This is a genomic window from Peptococcus simiae, from assembly GCF_046569735.1.
GTDB lineage: Bacteria > Bacillota > Peptococcia > Peptococcales > Peptococcaceae > Peptococcus > Peptococcus simiae_A.
On record NZ_JBKICG010000001.1, the window covers coordinates 140,589 to 156,720 of the forward strand.

Annotated in this window: 14 protein-coding genes; 5 read left to right on the top strand and 9 right to left on the bottom strand. The window is 52.7% G+C overall.

Going from position 1 to position 16,132, the window contains the following annotated elements:
* Window positions 1-4 precede the first annotated feature (4 nt).
* Together ACLGL1_RS00720 and ACLGL1_RS00725 are read right to left on the bottom strand one after the other, a co-directional pair.
* Window positions 5-976: an HlyD family efflux transporter periplasmic adaptor subunit gene (locus tag ACLGL1_RS00720; RefSeq protein WP_411006882.1), complete on the bottom strand. Its 972-nt coding sequence runs from the start codon at window positions 974-976 to the stop codon at window positions 5-7.
* 145 nt (window positions 977-1,121) lie between these two features.
* On the bottom strand, window positions 1,122-1,610 hold the full coding sequence (locus ACLGL1_RS00725; RefSeq protein WP_411006883.1) for a DDE-type integrase/transposase/recombinase: 489 nt from the start codon (window positions 1,608-1,610) through the stop codon (window positions 1,122-1,124).
* Window positions 1,611-2,146: 536 nt separating this feature from the next.
* Between ACLGL1_RS00725 and ACLGL1_RS00730 the strand changes: the two genes are divergently transcribed.
* Window positions 2,147-3,532 (top strand): citrate synthase, encoded by a 1,386-nt coding sequence (locus ACLGL1_RS00730; protein ID WP_411006884.1) that lies wholly within the window; start codon window positions 2,147-2,149, stop codon window positions 3,530-3,532.
* A gap of 147 nt (window positions 3,533-3,679) precedes the next feature.
* On the opposite strand, the gene ACLGL1_RS00735 is transcribed toward ACLGL1_RS00730, so the two are convergent.
* The 7 genes from ACLGL1_RS00735 to ACLGL1_RS00765 form a co-directional block, all read right to left on the bottom strand.
* On the bottom strand, window positions 3,680-4,513 hold the full coding sequence (locus tag ACLGL1_RS00735; protein ID WP_411006885.1) for a P-loop NTPase: 834 nt from the start codon (window positions 4,511-4,513) through the stop codon (window positions 3,680-3,682).
* Window positions 4,506-4,901: a NifB/NifX family molybdenum-iron cluster-binding protein gene (locus tag ACLGL1_RS00740; RefSeq protein ID WP_411006886.1), complete on the bottom strand. Its 396-nt coding sequence runs from the start codon at window positions 4,899-4,901 to the stop codon at window positions 4,506-4,508. Before ACLGL1_RS00740 ends, ACLGL1_RS00735 begins: the two co-directional genes overlap by 8 nt.
* Before the next feature lie 230 nt (window positions 4,902-5,131).
* Window positions 5,132-6,616, bottom strand: a complete 1,485-nt coding sequence (locus ACLGL1_RS00745) for an SLC13 family permease (protein WP_411006887.1) — start codon at window positions 6,614-6,616, stop codon at window positions 5,132-5,134.
* A gap of 136 nt (window positions 6,617-6,752) precedes the next feature.
* Window positions 6,753-7,328 carry a FumA C-terminus/TtdB family hydratase beta subunit gene (locus ACLGL1_RS00750; RefSeq protein ID WP_411006888.1) on the bottom strand — a complete coding sequence of 192 codons (576 nt, stop codon included), beginning with the start codon at window positions 7,326-7,328 and terminating at the stop codon, window positions 6,753-6,755.
* 1 nt (window position 7,329) lies between these two features.
* On the bottom strand, window positions 7,330-8,196 hold the full coding sequence (locus ACLGL1_RS00755; protein ID WP_411006889.1) for a fumarate hydratase: 867 nt from the start codon (window positions 8,194-8,196) through the stop codon (window positions 7,330-7,332).
* Entirely contained in the window at window positions 8,193-9,122 is a 930-nt protein-coding gene (locus ACLGL1_RS00760; RefSeq protein WP_411006890.1) for a manganese-dependent inorganic pyrophosphatase, read from the bottom strand. Before ACLGL1_RS00760 ends, ACLGL1_RS00755 begins: the two co-directional genes overlap by 4 nt.
* 14 nt (window positions 9,123-9,136) lie before the next feature.
* Window positions 9,137-10,549, bottom strand: a complete 1,413-nt coding sequence (locus ACLGL1_RS00765; protein WP_411006891.1) for a chloride channel protein — start codon at window positions 10,547-10,549, stop codon at window positions 9,137-9,139.
* Between the two features lie 210 nt (window positions 10,550-10,759).
* On the opposite strand from ACLGL1_RS00765, the gene ACLGL1_RS00770 reads away from it, so the two are divergent.
* From ACLGL1_RS00770 to ACLGL1_RS00785, 4 genes are all read left to right on the top strand, one after another.
* Entirely contained in the window at window positions 10,760-12,100 is a 1,341-nt protein-coding gene (locus ACLGL1_RS00770) for a hemolysin family protein (RefSeq protein WP_411006892.1), read from the top strand.
* Between the two features lie 65 nt (window positions 12,101-12,165).
* Window positions 12,166-13,476: a replication-associated recombination protein A gene (locus tag ACLGL1_RS00775; protein WP_411006893.1), complete on the top strand. Its 1,311-nt coding sequence runs from the start codon at window positions 12,166-12,168 to the stop codon at window positions 13,474-13,476.
* Window positions 13,473-14,504, top strand: coding sequence for a tRNA 2-thiouridine(34) synthase MnmA (gene mnmA / locus ACLGL1_RS00780; RefSeq protein WP_411006894.1), 1,032 nt, complete (start codon window positions 13,473-13,475; stop codon window positions 14,502-14,504). Before ACLGL1_RS00775 ends, mnmA begins: the two co-directional genes overlap by 4 nt.
* A 22-nt stretch (window positions 14,505-14,526) precedes the next feature.
* Window positions 14,527-16,068: a DUF3825 domain-containing protein gene (locus ACLGL1_RS00785; protein ID WP_411006895.1), complete on the top strand. Its 1,542-nt coding sequence runs from the start codon at window positions 14,527-14,529 to the stop codon at window positions 16,066-16,068.
* The last annotated feature ends 64 nt before the right edge of the window (window positions 16,069-16,132 follow it).

The window sequence follows — 16,132 nt, forward strand, 5'->3', positions numbered from 1 at the left end:
ACCCTCACTTTAAAATCTCACCTTCCCGCACCCGGTCAGGTGTGGTAATAATCTTTGTTCCTTTTGGTAAAATCTCGCAAATGATTTTATCCTTTTGCTCTTGCTTTACTTGAATCATTTGCCATTTGACAACACTGTTATTCAAGGTATAAACCCCGGGAATCTTCTTGCCGGATTTGCTGGTTTTGACAACAACCGCTGACCGGTCAAGTTTTAAAATGCCTTGCTCCCTCTTGTAGGCCTCTGCCTGGACAACCCGTTCTAAAAGGAAAGAATCACTCATGGGACCCAGGTTCAGAGTGGCCCAATGATGGTCATTTTTATCTTTTTCGACCTTGAGGACATAGGCCTGAATATCATCCCCTGTATCCGGAAAGCGGATTCGGATGACCTCATCAGCCTTTTTGATAACCTTATTATCTTTATCGGAATAAGAAAAGTACAGGGTCACCGGCTTAAGGTTATCCACGACGGCAGCACATACAGTGTCCTTGGTCACATCACGCTTACCGGCACTTTTACTCTTCTTGCTCTTACTTTCTTCGTAAATATTTTTTAAATCCAGGCCCTTAATCGTCGACACGTCTTCTATTTCTTCATAGCCATCAATGGCATAGTTGACGATGCCGGCAAGGGGGGCCAGGTATTCTTTTTTATATTTTTTATCACTTTGGTCCGTGGTGTAGATGAGGTCGGCGATCAGCTGCTTTTTAGCAACCCGCTCCCCCTGGTCTGCCTTGGGCTCAAAGGTACCATCATTCTTAGCCTTGATGAGGCCTGTTTCAGCAAAAACATAACCATAACCGGGCACTTTTATATCCCGCGTCTCACTTTCAATGGTGACGGTTTCAATTAATGAATGATTGATTTTTGTATAAATGGCGCTCCCTGCAACCCATAGCAATAGGACCACCATAATAATGGCTACGACCCGGTGGACCGGGTGCCAACTGGCTAGGGGTAATTGCCTCTTCATGAATCGTCTATCTCCCCTTTATAAGCGAATTTCACTTTCCATTATATAACAAATGAGCACTGAATGTATAGCTTTAATCTGCCTTTAAGCGGGATAGAATCTAGGGTTGTCAAACATTTGTGACACAAGCCATCTGGTAAAATGTCTAAGCTTCTTTCATAAAATAGGTCTGCACCATTTCATTTGGCGTTTTAAAGTTCAAGATTCTTCTTGCTATGTTATTGGTTCTGCTACTATATCTCTGAAATGCTTTATACATTTTTTCTTCACTGCTAAATCTTCTTTTGCTATAAAACAGGTCATTATCCATCTTATGGCTTCTTTCTACTAGTCCATTTTGCCAAGGCGAATAGGGTCTTGTCCGTATATGTTCTATCTCTAGAGCTTCTAGGGTCTTTTCGAAGATGGACTTCTTTTCTTCTCGATCGTTACAGAATTCTCTCCCATTATCTGTCTGGACTGTCTTTATCTTGAAACCGAGGTCTTTCTCCAGGTTTTTTACCAGCTCGGATGGTTCGTAGCTGCTCTTTTCTTTTACCAGCTTTAGCACTCTTTTTCTGCTGGATAGGTCTATTGCTGTTATTTGATAATATCGATCGCACTTGCTCTGGAAACCGATGCATTCCAGGGGCACTTATTTGACGTCTATTTCTACGAACTCTCCGGGGTAGTTTCCTTTTAAGGGCTCATATTTACTCTTTGGATTGCTTACTTTCTTAGGCTTTTCATCGGTTTCTAACTTCTTTATTTGTTTGCACATGGATTCATAGCTGCGCGTATAGCCGGCATCTCGGCATTTCCTGTATACTTGGCCTAGGCCTTCATATTTATGGTAGCGGTATTTTTTGCGTATTAGCTCTATTTCTTTTTCCGTGTGCTGGTTTGGATGGCTATGTGGGCGCCTGGATTTATTTGCTTATGTTTTATGGCATATTCGACTACTTTCTGGCGAAATCTCATTTCTTTGTTATACTTTTTTTATAGGAAGCCTCTTTCTGGTATTTTTGGTGTGCAAATCTATTTTACCAGAGGGCTTTCTATTTTTTTAGTTTTTTGTCACATATGTGTTATCAGCTAACAATTCCTCGCTATAATAGCTTTTAAAAAGACTTTTCAGAAAACATTTTCCATGCTATACTGACTTTATGCTTTGATGAAAGGATGATCGATATGCCCCACGATTTACATTACGATGAGTTGCGCAGTCAAATAAAATACCTCATTGATTATGTACGTCAAAACAATGCCATAGAGCCCTCTGTCTTCGAAAAATACAATGTCAAACGGGGTCTCCGGAATAAAAATGGCACCGGGGTGCTGGTTGGTATGACCCGGATTTCAGACGTCAATGGGTATACCATCGACGACGGGAAAAAAATCCCAATCAAGGGGCAGCTCAGATATCGCGGCATACCGATTGATGACCTAGTCAACGGCTTCATCAGTGAAGAGCGCTACGGCTATGAAGAAGTGGCCTACCTCTTGCTTTTCGGCCTCTTGCCCACAGAGAAGTCCCTTCTACACTTTAACCAGCTTCTCAGCCAACGGCGAAACTTTCCGGCCACCTTTAAGGAAGACGTCATCCTAAAGACCCCCTCCCGAAATGTCATGAACAAGCTGCAGAGCATCATCCTGGCCCTCTATACCTATGATGACAACCCGGATGATGTTTCCCTAGACAAGCTCCTGGCCCAGGCCATTGACCTGATCGCTAAAGTCCCCCTCATGCTGGCCTATGCCTACCAGGCCAAGCGGCACTACTTCGACAATAAGAGTCTCATTTTACACCAGCCCCTGATAGAAGGCGGCACCGCCGAAAACATCCTCCACCTGATTCGGCCGGACTCCCACTTCACCCGCCAGGAGGCAGAAATTCTCGACCTCCTCCTCTGTGTCCAAGCTGACCACGGTGGTGGTAACAACTCTGCCTTTGCCACCCACGTGGTCTCCTCCAGTGGTACGGATACCTATTCTGCCATCTGTGCAGCCATTGGCTCATTAAAGGGGCCCCGACATGGGGGCGCCAACCAGCGGGTCCACCATATGATGGAAGACATCAAAGGCCACGTCAAGGACTGGAAAAATGAAAAAGAACTCCGGGCCTATATTGAAAAAATTATTGCCGGCGAGGCCTATGACCGGAGCGGCCTGGTCTATGGGATGGGCCATGCGGTTTACACCATGACCGACCCCCGGGCTGAGCTTCTAAAGGAAAAAGCCCGGGCTCTGGCAGAAAAAACCAACCACGTTGCGGAATACGAGCTCATCACCGACCTGGCCCGCCTGACCCAGGACATTTTACGGGAACGTAAAGGGAACGACTACCATATTTGTGCCAATGTCGACCTCTATACCGGCGTTATCTATGACATGCTGGGGATTGATGAAGACCTCTTCACCCCCCTCTTTGCTGCCGCCCGGATGGTCGGCTGGTGCGCCCACCGGATGGAACAGGTCATGGATAGCAAGATCATGCGGCCTGCCTATGTCTACGTCCCCAACAACAACCTGACCTACCTGCCCATTGCAGATCGGACCGGGATGTCCCAGGCCTAAGGACCTGCTCACTAAAAAAGCAAAAAACCACTCTTACTTATGAACTGACCCCCTAAAGTTGGACCAAGAAATCTAACTTTAGGGGGTATTTGTATGGAAAAATATAGTTTGGAATTTAACCGGAGTGGTTTTTTTATTGAGGTTTAGTTATAACTTATCGAGACCTGCAACCAAGCCGGCCAGCCAATCGCCCTCTATTTCCGTTATTTTTCCCTGGTCGCAGGCTTGGGCTAGGGCCGGGTTCATTGGGATTTGAGCGGTCAGGGGGATTTTATAAGCCTCACTAAGGGCCTTGACCTGACTTTCTCCAAAGATGGCGTGATCCTCCCCGCAAGAAGGGCAGGTGAAGTAGGCCATATTTTCGACCAGACCCAGGACTGGAATCTGGACCATTTCAGCCATCTTGACGGCCTTTTCCACAATCATCCCGACCAGGTCCTGAGGAGAAGTCACAACGATAATCCCATCCAGGGGCAGGGACTGGAAGACCGTTTGGGCCACATCCCCGGTGCCCGGCGGCATATCCACAAACATATAGTCCACATCGCCCCAGCAGACATCCGTCCAAAACTGCTCGACGGCCCCGCCAATCATGGGCCCCCGCCAAACAACCGGGTCGGTGTGGTCGGCCAGGAGTAGGTTAATACTGATGACCTTAATCTTGTTATCGGTCAGGGCCGGAATGATTTCCTGGTGTAGGACCTCTGCATTCTTCTCGATGCCAAAGATATGGGGAATCGAGGGGCCTGTTATATCAGCGTCCAGGATGGCCGCCTGCCGACCCCTCTCCTGTATAGCACCGGCCAGAAGAGAAGTCACTAGGGACTTCCCAACCCCGCCCTTCCCGCTGATAACCCCAATGACCTTTTTAATCTTGGAATGCTTGTTGGCAGGCTTCAGGAAGCTCTGGGGACCCTGGTTGGACGAGCAGGCGCTGCCACAAGAGCCACAATCATGGCTACAGCTGTCTTGATCAGTCATGGCAATGGCCTCCGTCTGCACTCCCGCAGGAATGCCCCTCCCCATGGACATGGTCATGGTCCTGGCAGCAAACGTCCGGATTGTACTTCAAGTCACCGGCTAGAAAGTCATCAACAGCCTGATCAACAGAGCCAGTCACGCCGCCAAAAAAGCGGATACCCGCCTTATTCAGGGTTTCCTGGGCCCCTGGACCAATGTTTCCACAAATAACCGTATCAACACCGAGCTGCTTTAAAAAGTCAGCCAGGGCCCCGTGGCCATTGCCCGCCGTATCCACGACCTCTGAAGACTGGATGGTCTTATCTTCAATGGTGAAAAGCTTAAAATAAGCAGTTCGGCCGAAATGCTGGAAAATCTCGCCCTGGTCATAGGTCACTGCAACTTTCATAGTCTCCTCCTTCTGGAATCTTCTTCTTTGAACCATGCCCGATCAGACATCTGCCAGGCACCTTATCACGTAAAGGCCTTTATTAGGCCCTGTGAAAATAGAGCATCTCTTATCTATATACCATTTGTCCAAGACTTGTAAAACATGGCCTGGTCCAAGCGCAAGCCAAGGTATTTGGCCAAAGAAAAAGTCCTCCCGGGCGACCGGCAGGACTTGAATTTACAGTTTACTTAACCGAGGAATAAGAACTTAGCCAAGGGGTAGCCAATAAAAGCGTAAACCAACAGGGCCACAAAGCACATGGGAAAGCCATAGGTGTAAATCTGCTTGGCTGCCAATAAGTCTTTGTTCCCGTGCATCATCCCGGCGTGGGGAGAAGCGGCCGGTGTCAGCATGGCCACGAAGACCAACATCCCGACCCCAACCATAAGCGGTTCACTGTTGATGCCCAGCTGCTCGGAGAATCCGAGGATAACCGGCATCAGGACAACAGCCATGGCTGCGTTGTTGGCAAAGTTAGTGATGACCAGGGCAACGGCGAACATGATGAACATAAAGCCAAATTCAGACTGGTTCCCTAAAACCGGTTCCAGAACGGTCACCAGGAAGGGCTTAATCCCGGTATTGTCCTGAGACAGGGCATTCCCGGCATAGACAGCGGAAATAATCAGGAAGAGAACCCCCCAGTTAAACTGGCTGCTGGCGGCCTGTTGGAAAGGCAGGACCGGCTTGCCGTCCACTCGTAAAATCATTAGGGCCACAATGACGAAGCCAGTGACACCAATGACCCCAAGCCGGGCCAAGAGGCCGATACCGGGCCAGGTCTTGGGTAAGAAGCCTGGCATTAAGACCAGGATGATGAAGACAAAGAGAGAAATAATGACGTATTTCTGTTGCTTGGTCATAGCCGGTAGAGGGTGTTGGGTAAAGTAGTCGGTATTGATATTTTTAATATTGGAAATATCCACCCGGATGACAAAGCGGATAAAGGCCAGGTAAATCAGGACAATGACCATCCCCATGCTGAAGTTGACAAGAATCCAGCTGAGCATATCAATGGTAATCCCAGTGGCCTTTTCATAAGCCCCTAAAACAACCAGGATGGCCCCTTTAAAGGGTAACATCGGCTGCCCCAAAGTAGAGGCGAGGAAAACCCCAAAGTTAAAGGTCGTCCACAGCTTATCGCCCTTTTTAACCCCAAAGGAGGACAACATATCCATCCCGATATTCCACACAATTAATAAGGAAATAACCGGGGAAGTCATGGCCGACAGGATAAAACAGGCCAGGTAGAACATAAACATAAAAACATAGGGTCTGCCGTTAATAATTTTTCGGGTAACGAACCAGCGGGCAATATACTTGGTGGCCCCAACATACTCAATGGCCCCAAAAAGAACCATAGCCAGCATGATTAGGACAACGGTATCGCTCCCAAAGGCCTGCATGCAAACAGCCTTAACGCCTGCATAGCCTTCAAACTCTTCACCTGCAACCCCGGATAAACCCAAAAGAATAATACCTAAGATACTGGGCCAGATGGAACCAACGGTAGACCATAAGTAAACCATGCCTAAGAAAACACCGGCCACCCGCATCCCAATAGGGGTAACGGTCATTACCGGGTCGAGGACAAACCAAAATAATGCCATAATGCCAATACCAATCGCCGCATGAATATATGGCATCATCGATTGCTTTGTTGCTTGCGACATCTCTTTCTCCTTTCATTCCATACAAATACATACAAAAAATCATGACTACTAGCTCTGCTGAGTATACCATAGCCATGACCGAATATCTATTTGAAACAAATATTATATACAAGACCAATATGAGCATAGTCGACAGCTATAGCTGTCGGTAGGCCGCCGGGCCAGCCTGGTAGATGTCACCCCCGTCGGCATCTGCAGCCACCAGCAGGGGCATATTCTCCACCTCTAAACGGCGGATGGCCTCGGTCCCCAGGTCTTCATAGGCGACGACCTCCACCTGCCGGATACATTCAGCAATGAGGGCCCCGGCACCACCAACGGCGGCCAGGTAAATGCCCCCGGTTTCTTGCAGGGCAGCCAGGACCGCCTGGTTCCTAGGGCCCTTACCGATCATCCCGGCCAGGCCGGCTTCTCTTAAGAGGATGGGGCTAAAGGCATCCATCCGCCCGCTGGTGGTGGGCCCAACTGACCCGATGACCTGGCCGGGCTTAGCCGGCGTCGGGCCGGCAAAGTAGATGATTTGCCCCTTGAGATCAATGGGTAGGGGCCGGCCTGCAGCCAATTCCTGACACAAGCGCTGGTGGGCCTTATCCCGACCGGTATAGATGGTGCCGGACAGGCTGATACAGTCCCCCACCCGGAGAGGGGCAAGGATTTCCCGGGCCCGGTCAGGAGACCAAGTGATGATTTTCAGATGGTCCTGATTAGTCATCCTAGTCCACCCCCTTTAAAGAAACAGTGGCGTGCCGGACAGCATGACAGTTGATATTGACCGCTACCGGGAGCATGGCAATATGGGCCGGAAAGGTTTTAATGTGGACTGCTAGGGCTGTGGTCTTGCCGCCAAAGCCCTGGGGACCAATGCCCAGCTTATTAATATCCGCCAGGAGCCGCTTTTCCAGGGCGGCATACCGGGGGTCGGAATGGTGGGCATCAACCGGGTCCAAAAGGGCCTCTTTGGCCAGGAGGGTGGCCTTTTCCATGCTGCCCCCAAGGCCAATGCCGACCGTAATGGGCGGGCAGGGGTTGCCGCCGGCCTGTTGAACGGTCTTCATGACAAAGTCGTAAACCCCTTCCTCCCCCTGGGTTGGCTTCAAAAGGCCCAGGGCCCCCATGTTTTCGGCGCCGCCGCCCTTGGGCATGAGGGTAATGGTCAGCTGGTCCCCGGGCACGATTCGCCAGTGGACCACTGCCGGCAGGTTATTGCCGGTGTTTTTACGGTCAAAGACCGGCTCCTCAACCATCGAGGCCCGGCAGTAGGCGGCCTTATACCCGGCCGCAATCCCTTCCTGGATGACCCTTTCTGCATCACCACCGGTGATATGGAGGTCCTGGCCTAGGTCAGCGAAGACAACGACAAGGCCGGTATCCTGACACATAGGCACTTCCTTTTGGGCCGCCAGTCGGGCGTTATCGCCAATTTGCTCCAGGGCATACCGGCCCAGGGGGGAAACTTCCTCTTCTTGGGCGCTGGCTAGCGCCTGGCACATATCTTCCGGCAAAAGGCTGTTCACCTTGACGGCAAGGTCTTGAACCGCTTGCCGGATTTGTCCTACATCCAGCACTTTAAGGGCGCTCATGCCTCTTCAAGGGCTTTCGTCAAGGGCGGAACCACCTGTTTTTTGCGGGAGACCACGCCGGGCAGCTGGACGACCTGGTCAGCAATCCTCTCACCAAAAGCGGCTTCTACAGCCTCCAGCCCGTCGCCGACGACCAAGGCCAGGGAGTTATTTTCCAGGATATCTGTCGCCAGAAGCAGGAAAAGATCATAGCCTTCCCGGCCATTCGTTTCAGCCATAAGGCCCAGGAGGTCATCCTTGCGGGCTAAAATTTCATTGGTATCGACGGTGTTGACCTGGCCGATGCGGACCGTCTTATCCCCCATAGGGAAACTTTTCGCATCCATATTGAGCAGGTCTTCGTTGGATTTAGAGGCCAGGTTGGTCCCTGCCTTTAACAGGTCCAGGCCATAGGTCTGCACGTCTACGCCGGCGATGTCAGCCAGGATCTTTAGGGCCTTTTCGTCTTCAGGGGTGCAGGTCGGTGACTTTAAGAGGAGGGTATCGCTAATAATAGCAGAAAGCATGAGCCCTGCAATATTTTTAGGGATTTCCACTCCGGCTTCTCGATAGAGCTTGTAAATGATGGTATTGCTGCAACCCACCGGTTCAGCCCGGTAAAGGAGGGGCTCAACGGTTTCAAAGTTGGCAATCCGGTGGTGGTCAATAACCGAGACAATGGTTGCCCTTTCCCGGCCGGGCACGCTCTGTTGGGCCTCATTATGGTCGACCAGGGCCAGGAGGTCGCCTTCCTGGGCTTCCCGGATCACTTCTGGCGCCTCAAAGCCGAAGTAGTCGAGAGCAAAGGCCGTTTCTTCATTGGGTTGGCCCAGGGCCACCGGCTTGGCCTCTTTCCCGCTACTGTTTAAGAGGTGGGCATAGCTGATGGCAGAAATAATCGAATCCGTATCCGGATTTTGGTGGCCTGAAACTAAGATCGTTGACATATAATTCCCCTTCTCTATTCTTCTTTACCTAGCAAACGTTTATCTAAGTCGGACCGCGGGCCGACCAGGATATCAAGTAAGTCTTTCTGAGATGCATAAATACTTGCCTGACCGGCCACCACATGGGCCGTCATACAGACAATAAAAAAGTAGGGCAAGACCTGGGGGCCGAAGAGTTCAACCCCCATAAAAATCGGTGCCAGAAAGGTCCTGGTGGCTGCCCCAAAGACCGCACAGGCCCCACAAGCTGCAATGAGGGCCGGCGAAATCCCCAAGGCCTGGCCCAGTACAACCCCTAAACTGGCCCCAATGACCAGGCAGGGGGCCAGTTCACCGCCCTGGAAGCCGGCAGCCAAGGTAACCACTGTTAGGATGAGCTTGAGGGCCCAGTCCCACCAGTAGATTGCTCCACCATTCAAGGCCCCATAGAAGAGGCTGTTCGATAGACCGCTGTACCGGCCAAAGTCCAAGGCTAGAAATATAATACCCAAAATCGTGCCGATGATAAAAATCCGGCGGACGGGATGGGGGATCCAGTTGGCAAAGAGGATCCGGCACTTAAAGAGGCCCAGGGAAAACATCCGCCCGACCAGGCCAAAGGCCAGGCCGACTGCAATGAGTCGGAGCAAGAGCTGGAGGTCAATGTCCAGCATTTCCAGTTGACCCAGGTTGAAGGAGTCTAGGCCCAGGGCCCGGGAGGTAAAGGCAGCGGTCCAGGCAGCCACCAGGGCCGGCACCAGGGCATCATAAAAAATTGACCCAACGACCAGGACCTCCAGGGCAAAAAAAGTCCCTGCCATAGGTGTTCCAAACAGACCCCCAAAGCCGGCAGCCATCCCGGCTAGGATAAGGACCCTGGGATTGAGTTTTATCGGCAGGAGGTAGCTAAAGCTATTGGCTACCGTTGCCCCGATTTGTACAGCGACCCCCTCCCGGCCGGCACTACCGCCAAAGAGGTGGGTCAGCCAAGTGGCCCCGATGGTCAGGGGAATCATCCGCAGGGGGATTCGCTCGTCTTCCCGATAACCGACCGCAAAGACCAGGGCCATCCCCTTCTGGGCCTTGCCCCCATAACGGAGGTAGACCAGCATGATCAGACAGCCGGCCAGCCCCAAAAAGGGCAGGAGATAGATGGGATGGGCATCACGAAAATGGTTGAGAGCAATGAGCCCCAGGCCAAACAGGGCATCTAGGGCCCCGACAATGGCCCCGATAAAGGCCGCAATCAAGGCATAAAAAAAAATGCGCCCCAGGGCCCAGGCATACCGCTTGATCCAGTCATATAAGTATACCAGCTGCCCACCTGGCTGGGTACCAGGCCCCTGCCCCCCATGAAAGTCCAGCATATCCTTAAGTTTTTTCGTTGCTATCCCCTCCTTGCAGACATTCGCTCCCCTTATTTTATCATCTAGGCAGGGCCCTTTCAATACTGGAGCCCCTCCTCCCTTACCGCCGTCTGAGCCGGAGTAAGTGCCCCTGTCTTGCACCGCCTCGACAAATATTTGCCTCATCTTTACCCGGTCTTGACAGGCTTGGCCCGGCTAGCCGCCAGCTGCTATTTCTCTTGAAGTGTCTTTGCAAATGGGCTATAATATTCTAAAATATTACTAGCTATCTATGATTAAGGAGTGTCACTTATGGGCGATGATCCTGGGAGTCCGCAGCTTCTTTATTGGGCCGGACTCATTATTTTATTTTTGCTTCATGGCTTTTTAGCCGCTTCTGAAATGGCGGTTGTTTCTAGCGACAAGGCTAAATTGAGAGACTTGGCCGAGGAAGGCGACCGCCGGGCCGAACGGTTACTGACCCTCCTGGCCGCTCCATCCAGACTCATTACAGCGATACATATGGCAATGAATGTGACCGGCCTGGGGATAGCCGCCCTGCTGACGGCTCATTTTTCACCGGTCTTAGGCCATTGGCTTTATGCCCAAACCGGCCTGCCCTATATATATGAAACGGTCCTGATCCTCATGCTCTTTATCATGAGCTTCCTCATGCTTTCCTTTGGGGAATCCATTCCCAAGCGGATTGTCCTCCAGGCCCCGGAGCGATTCGCCTTTACAGCCAACGGCTTTATGGCCCTCTTATCTATAGTAGCTAAGCCCTTATTCCGCCTGATGACCTTGACGACCAACACCAGCCTGCGGATCCTGGGCTTTGATGCGACCCGGGTTGAGGAACGGGTCACCCGGGAAGAAATCCGATCCATTGTTGAAGTAGGCCAGGAGCAGGGTGTCATTAACCCCCATGAGCGGGAAATGATTGATTCCGTCATCTCCTTTGATGACAAGCAGGCCGAGGAAGTGATGACCGCCCGGACAGAGGTCTTCATGATTGATATCGATGACCCCCTCAGCCATTTTATTTCTGAAATGTTGTCCTTAAAATACTCCCGGATTCCTGTTTATGAAGACAACCCGGATAACATCATCGGTATCCTCTATTTGAAGGACTTTTTTAGCCAGGCCTATAAAAAACGGTCCTTTGCTGACGTCAATATCCGGGGGATTTTACGCCCCCCTTTCCTGGTCCCTGAGCGGAAAAATATCAATGACCTCTTCGTCGAGATGCAGGACAGTCAAAAGCACATGGCCCTCCTCATTGATGAATACGGTGGTTTTTCAGGCCTGGTCACCATGGAAGACTTAATTGAAGAAATTGTCGGTGACATTGATGACGAATACGACCACGATGAGCCGGACATTTACCCGACCGGAGATAACAGCTACCATGTCCATGGCACCATTTCCATCAAGGAATTCAACAGTGAAACCGGCGCCAATATCGACGAGGACTCCGATGACTATGACACCATCGGCGGTTTCTTAATCAATGTCCTGGACTATATTCCTGAAGATGGGGACCGGCCGGTTGTTGAAGTCGACAACCTCATTTTTCACATTTTACGCGTAGAAGAAAAGCGCATTAAGGATATCCGCGTGCGAATCCTTACGGAAAACCACGAGGATGAATAAAGCAAAAGCACGCAGGACCGCCTGCGTGCTTTTGCCTATTCTAAAGGATTAGAAAGGAGCTCGGTATGCCTGAACAAGTTGACCTTTTCGCCCAAGCGAATGCTGAAACCAGAAAGAAGCTGGCCCCGCTGGCTGCCCGGATGCGGCCCCGTCGCTTAGAGGATATCATCGGCCAGGACCATATCCTCGGGCCGGGCAAGCTCCTGCGCCGGGCCATCGAAACCGACCGCCTCTCCTCTCTGATCTTTTGGGGGCCGCCGGGCACCGGAAAGACCACCCTGGCCCAGGTCATCGCCCGGGTCAGTGACCGCCCCTTTGCCCAGTTAAATGCTGTGACCGATGGCATTGCCGACTTGCGCAAGCTCATCCATGCCGCTGAAAGCGATTTGAATACCTATGGCAAGCAGACCATCCTCTTTATTGATGAAATCCACCGCTTTAACAAGGCCCAGCAGGATGGCCTCTTACCGGCTGTCGAAAAGGGAATTGTCATCCTCATTGGGGCGACGACCCAAAACCCCTACTTCAGCTTAAACCCGGCCCTCCTCTCCCGGTCCATGATTTTTGGCCTAGAGGCCCTGGACGAGACCAGCATTATCCAGCTCATGAAAAGGGCCTTGGCTGACCGGGACCGGGGCTTGGGGACCTTTGATACCCAGGTGTCCGACGAGGCCCTGGCCCATCTGGCCCACTATGCCCAAGGGGATGCCCGAACGGCCCTCAACGGCCTGGAACTGGCAGTCCTATCCAGCCCCGCAGATGACCAGGGCATCCGCCATGTGGACCTAGCCGTTGCAGAGGAAAGCATCCAGCGCCCAGCGGTGGTATATGACGGGACCGGCGATGAGCATTATGATATTATTTCAGCCTTTATAAAAAGCGTCCGCGGCAGCGATGCCCAGGCAGCCATCTACTATATGGCCCGGATGCTGGATGCCGGTGAGGACCCGCTCTTTATCGCCCGCCGCCTGGTTATTTTATCCTGTGAGGATGTCGGCATGGCTGACCCACAAGCCCTGGTCATCGCCCAGAGTGCAGCGGATGCCCTCCAATTTATCGGGATGCCTGAAGGGCGGATTATCCTCAGCCAGGCCTGCGTCTACCTCTGCGAGGCCCCCAAGTCCAATGCCGCCTACCTGGCCATTGACAAGGCCCTGGCAGATGTGCGCAAGGGGCGGACCGGCCCCGTCCCTCCCCACCTGCGGGATACCCACTACAAGGGGGCCAAAGACCTGGGCCACGGTAAGGGCTACCGCTACCCCCATGACTATCCGGGCCACTATGTCGACCAAGACTACCTGCCGGATAATTTAAGGGGCACCACCTACTACAGCCCGGACGATACCGTCGCACAAAAGAAAGGACCAAGGCAGTGAAAACCATAGCATTAGGAATGAGCGGCGGGGTAGACAGTTCCATTGCCGTCCACCTGCTGCAGGAAGCCGGTTGGCAAGTGATTGGCCTCCACCTCAAGCTCTTAGACGCTTCCGGACGGGATAACCAGGCCAGCCAGGATGCCCAGGCCGTCGCCGACTTTTTTGGCATCCCCCTCCACCTGGTAGACGCCCGGGAGGACTTTAAGTCCCTGGTGACCGGGCCCTTTGCCGAGGCCTACCGTCAGGGCCGGACCCCAAACCCCTGCGTCCGCTGCAACCAAACCATTAAGTTCGGCCGGCTCTGGCAGGAGGCCCGGGCCCTGGGCGCCAGCCACCTGGCCACCGGCCACTACGCCCGCATCCTGGAAAGGGATGGGCACTTTGGCCTCTACCGGGGGCTCAACCACAAGAAGGACCAGAGTTACTTCCTCTACGGCATCGACCGCCAGGTCCTGCCCCAGGTCCGCTTCCCCCTGGGCGACTATTCCAAGGACCAGGTCCGGGCCCTGGCTGCCCAATTAGGCTTGCCGGTGGCCTCGAAAAGCGATAGTCAGGAAATTTGCTTTATTGCCAATGATGACTACCCGGCCTGGCTGGAACAACATTGCCCCAACCTGCCGGCCAAGGGACAATTTTTGACGCCGGATGGCCAGGTCCTGGGCCAGCACCAGGGGGCCTGGCGGTATACCATTGGCCAGCGTAAGGGCCTGGGCCTGGCCCTGGGCTACCCGGCCTATGTCGAAGGCATCGATGCGGCCAAGGGGACCGTCACCCTTGGCGACGGGTCCGGCCTCTACCGGGACCAGCTGGTTGCCAGCCAGGTCAACTGGCTGGCCGGTGGCCAGGCCTTCAGCGGCCGAGCCATTGCCAAAATCCGCTCTCGGGGCGAAGGCAGCCCGGCCCACTGGCAACGGACCAACGACCGCCTAGAAGTGACTTTTGACGCACCCGTCCGGGCCATTACCCCGGGGCAAAGTGTCGTCTTATACGACGGCGACCGGGTCTTAGGCGGGGGGATTATTGACTAAACCAACATAAGGGGGGTTATGCATGAACCAGGAAACAAAGCAGCGCATTTACAAGTTATTTTTAAAGCATTTTGGCCATGGGGAGGTCAGCCTACAGGAGCTTAGCGACTGTTTGCAGAACAACCGTATTGATTACAAGAAGCTCGGCTACCCGGACCTTCCTGCCCTTTTAAGGGACCTGCCCGAATTTATCGAGGGCCGACCAACCAAGCCAACTGAAACAGCCCGGTTTTTCCGCTGGAACCGTCACAAGTCCGGCCCCGGATCCTATTGGACCCAGCCGACCATGGACCAGGCCCCCAGCCTGGCTCCCAGCCTTATTCCCGACCGGCTCCTGCCTGTGACCCGGTTGGAAGAAAAAACCATGGCCGTCCTGTCGGATAAAGTGAGCAAGGCTGACGCCGCCTTACCCTATTTAATTGAAGCGGCCTACCAGCAGGCCAAGGCCACCAACCGCTTAGATACCAAAAACAACACCTTACGCTTTTTTATGGACTCTTATAATATGCTGGAACCCAGTCTTCTCCTAACCTTTAAGCGGATGGACCCGGATAACAACGGCCACCACCTGACCTTCCAATATGTCGATGACAGTGGCCTCTCCTTCGACCTGGCCGGCAGCAATGCGGCCCAGAACCCGGCCAAAGCCCTGGAAAGCTTTGCCTTTCTGGGCCGCTGGGAGGACTTTTTGCAGGAATTGGCGGACTTGGCCATCCCTGAGGAGTGGGATTTTTGCGAAAGCCGAAACAAGAACTACTACATCCTCAAAAAGTATATCCAGTATACCTTTTACCGGCTCCGCCTGGAAGAAAAGGTGGCCATCTCCCAGGACCGGCAATTTGCTGCCTTTAATACCGGCCTGGTGACCGTCCACTATGACGATATTTACGCCTGCTTTGAGCCGAATAATGCCGGTTCATCACCCTGGCTCTTTAAGGAATTCACCACCGCCGGCCACCGCGGCTTGGGCAAGGACCTGGTCCACCGCTTTAACCCCCTGCCCCAGCCGGTGACCTACTTTACCCGTAAGGAAGACCTCCTCTTCGACCTAGACAAAACCCTGGTTATTGACTTTGACCATATCATTTTAGAAAACCTGAACCGCTTTGATGTCCAGTTCCTGAGGAATGAGTGTGGCGATAATGCCCAGGCCGCTGGGCTCCTGAAAAAAATCGTCCGGACCTCAGACTATGAGGCCCGGAATGAGGCCTACAGAGAGTTGCGGACAGTTATCGAGTCCCATACGGTTTTGTATAACCGCTTGAAAAACCGCTTAGATGATGCCGTTGAACTGGCCAAACGGCAGGTCCGTTGGAATTTTAAAACCGCCGTCCCCTCCTACTACCCTTCCCGCAACACCATGAACTTAATGCTCCCCCTCCACTTGAGCCAGCCCACCCTGGTGGATAACGTCCTTGTTGTGGAGTTAACCCCCTCCGGCAACTACCAGGGCCAAACCATCCTGACCTTGGAGCAGGCCTATATTGATGCCCGTCTGGTCACCTCACCAGAGGCCAATTGGCTCAATACCAGCTCCGTCATGAACTGCCAGTTAGAAGATTAGCCAGCGTCTGCCTATGGCCAATAGCAAAAAGCCCCTCGATTTTTTAATCGGGGGGCTTTCCTAT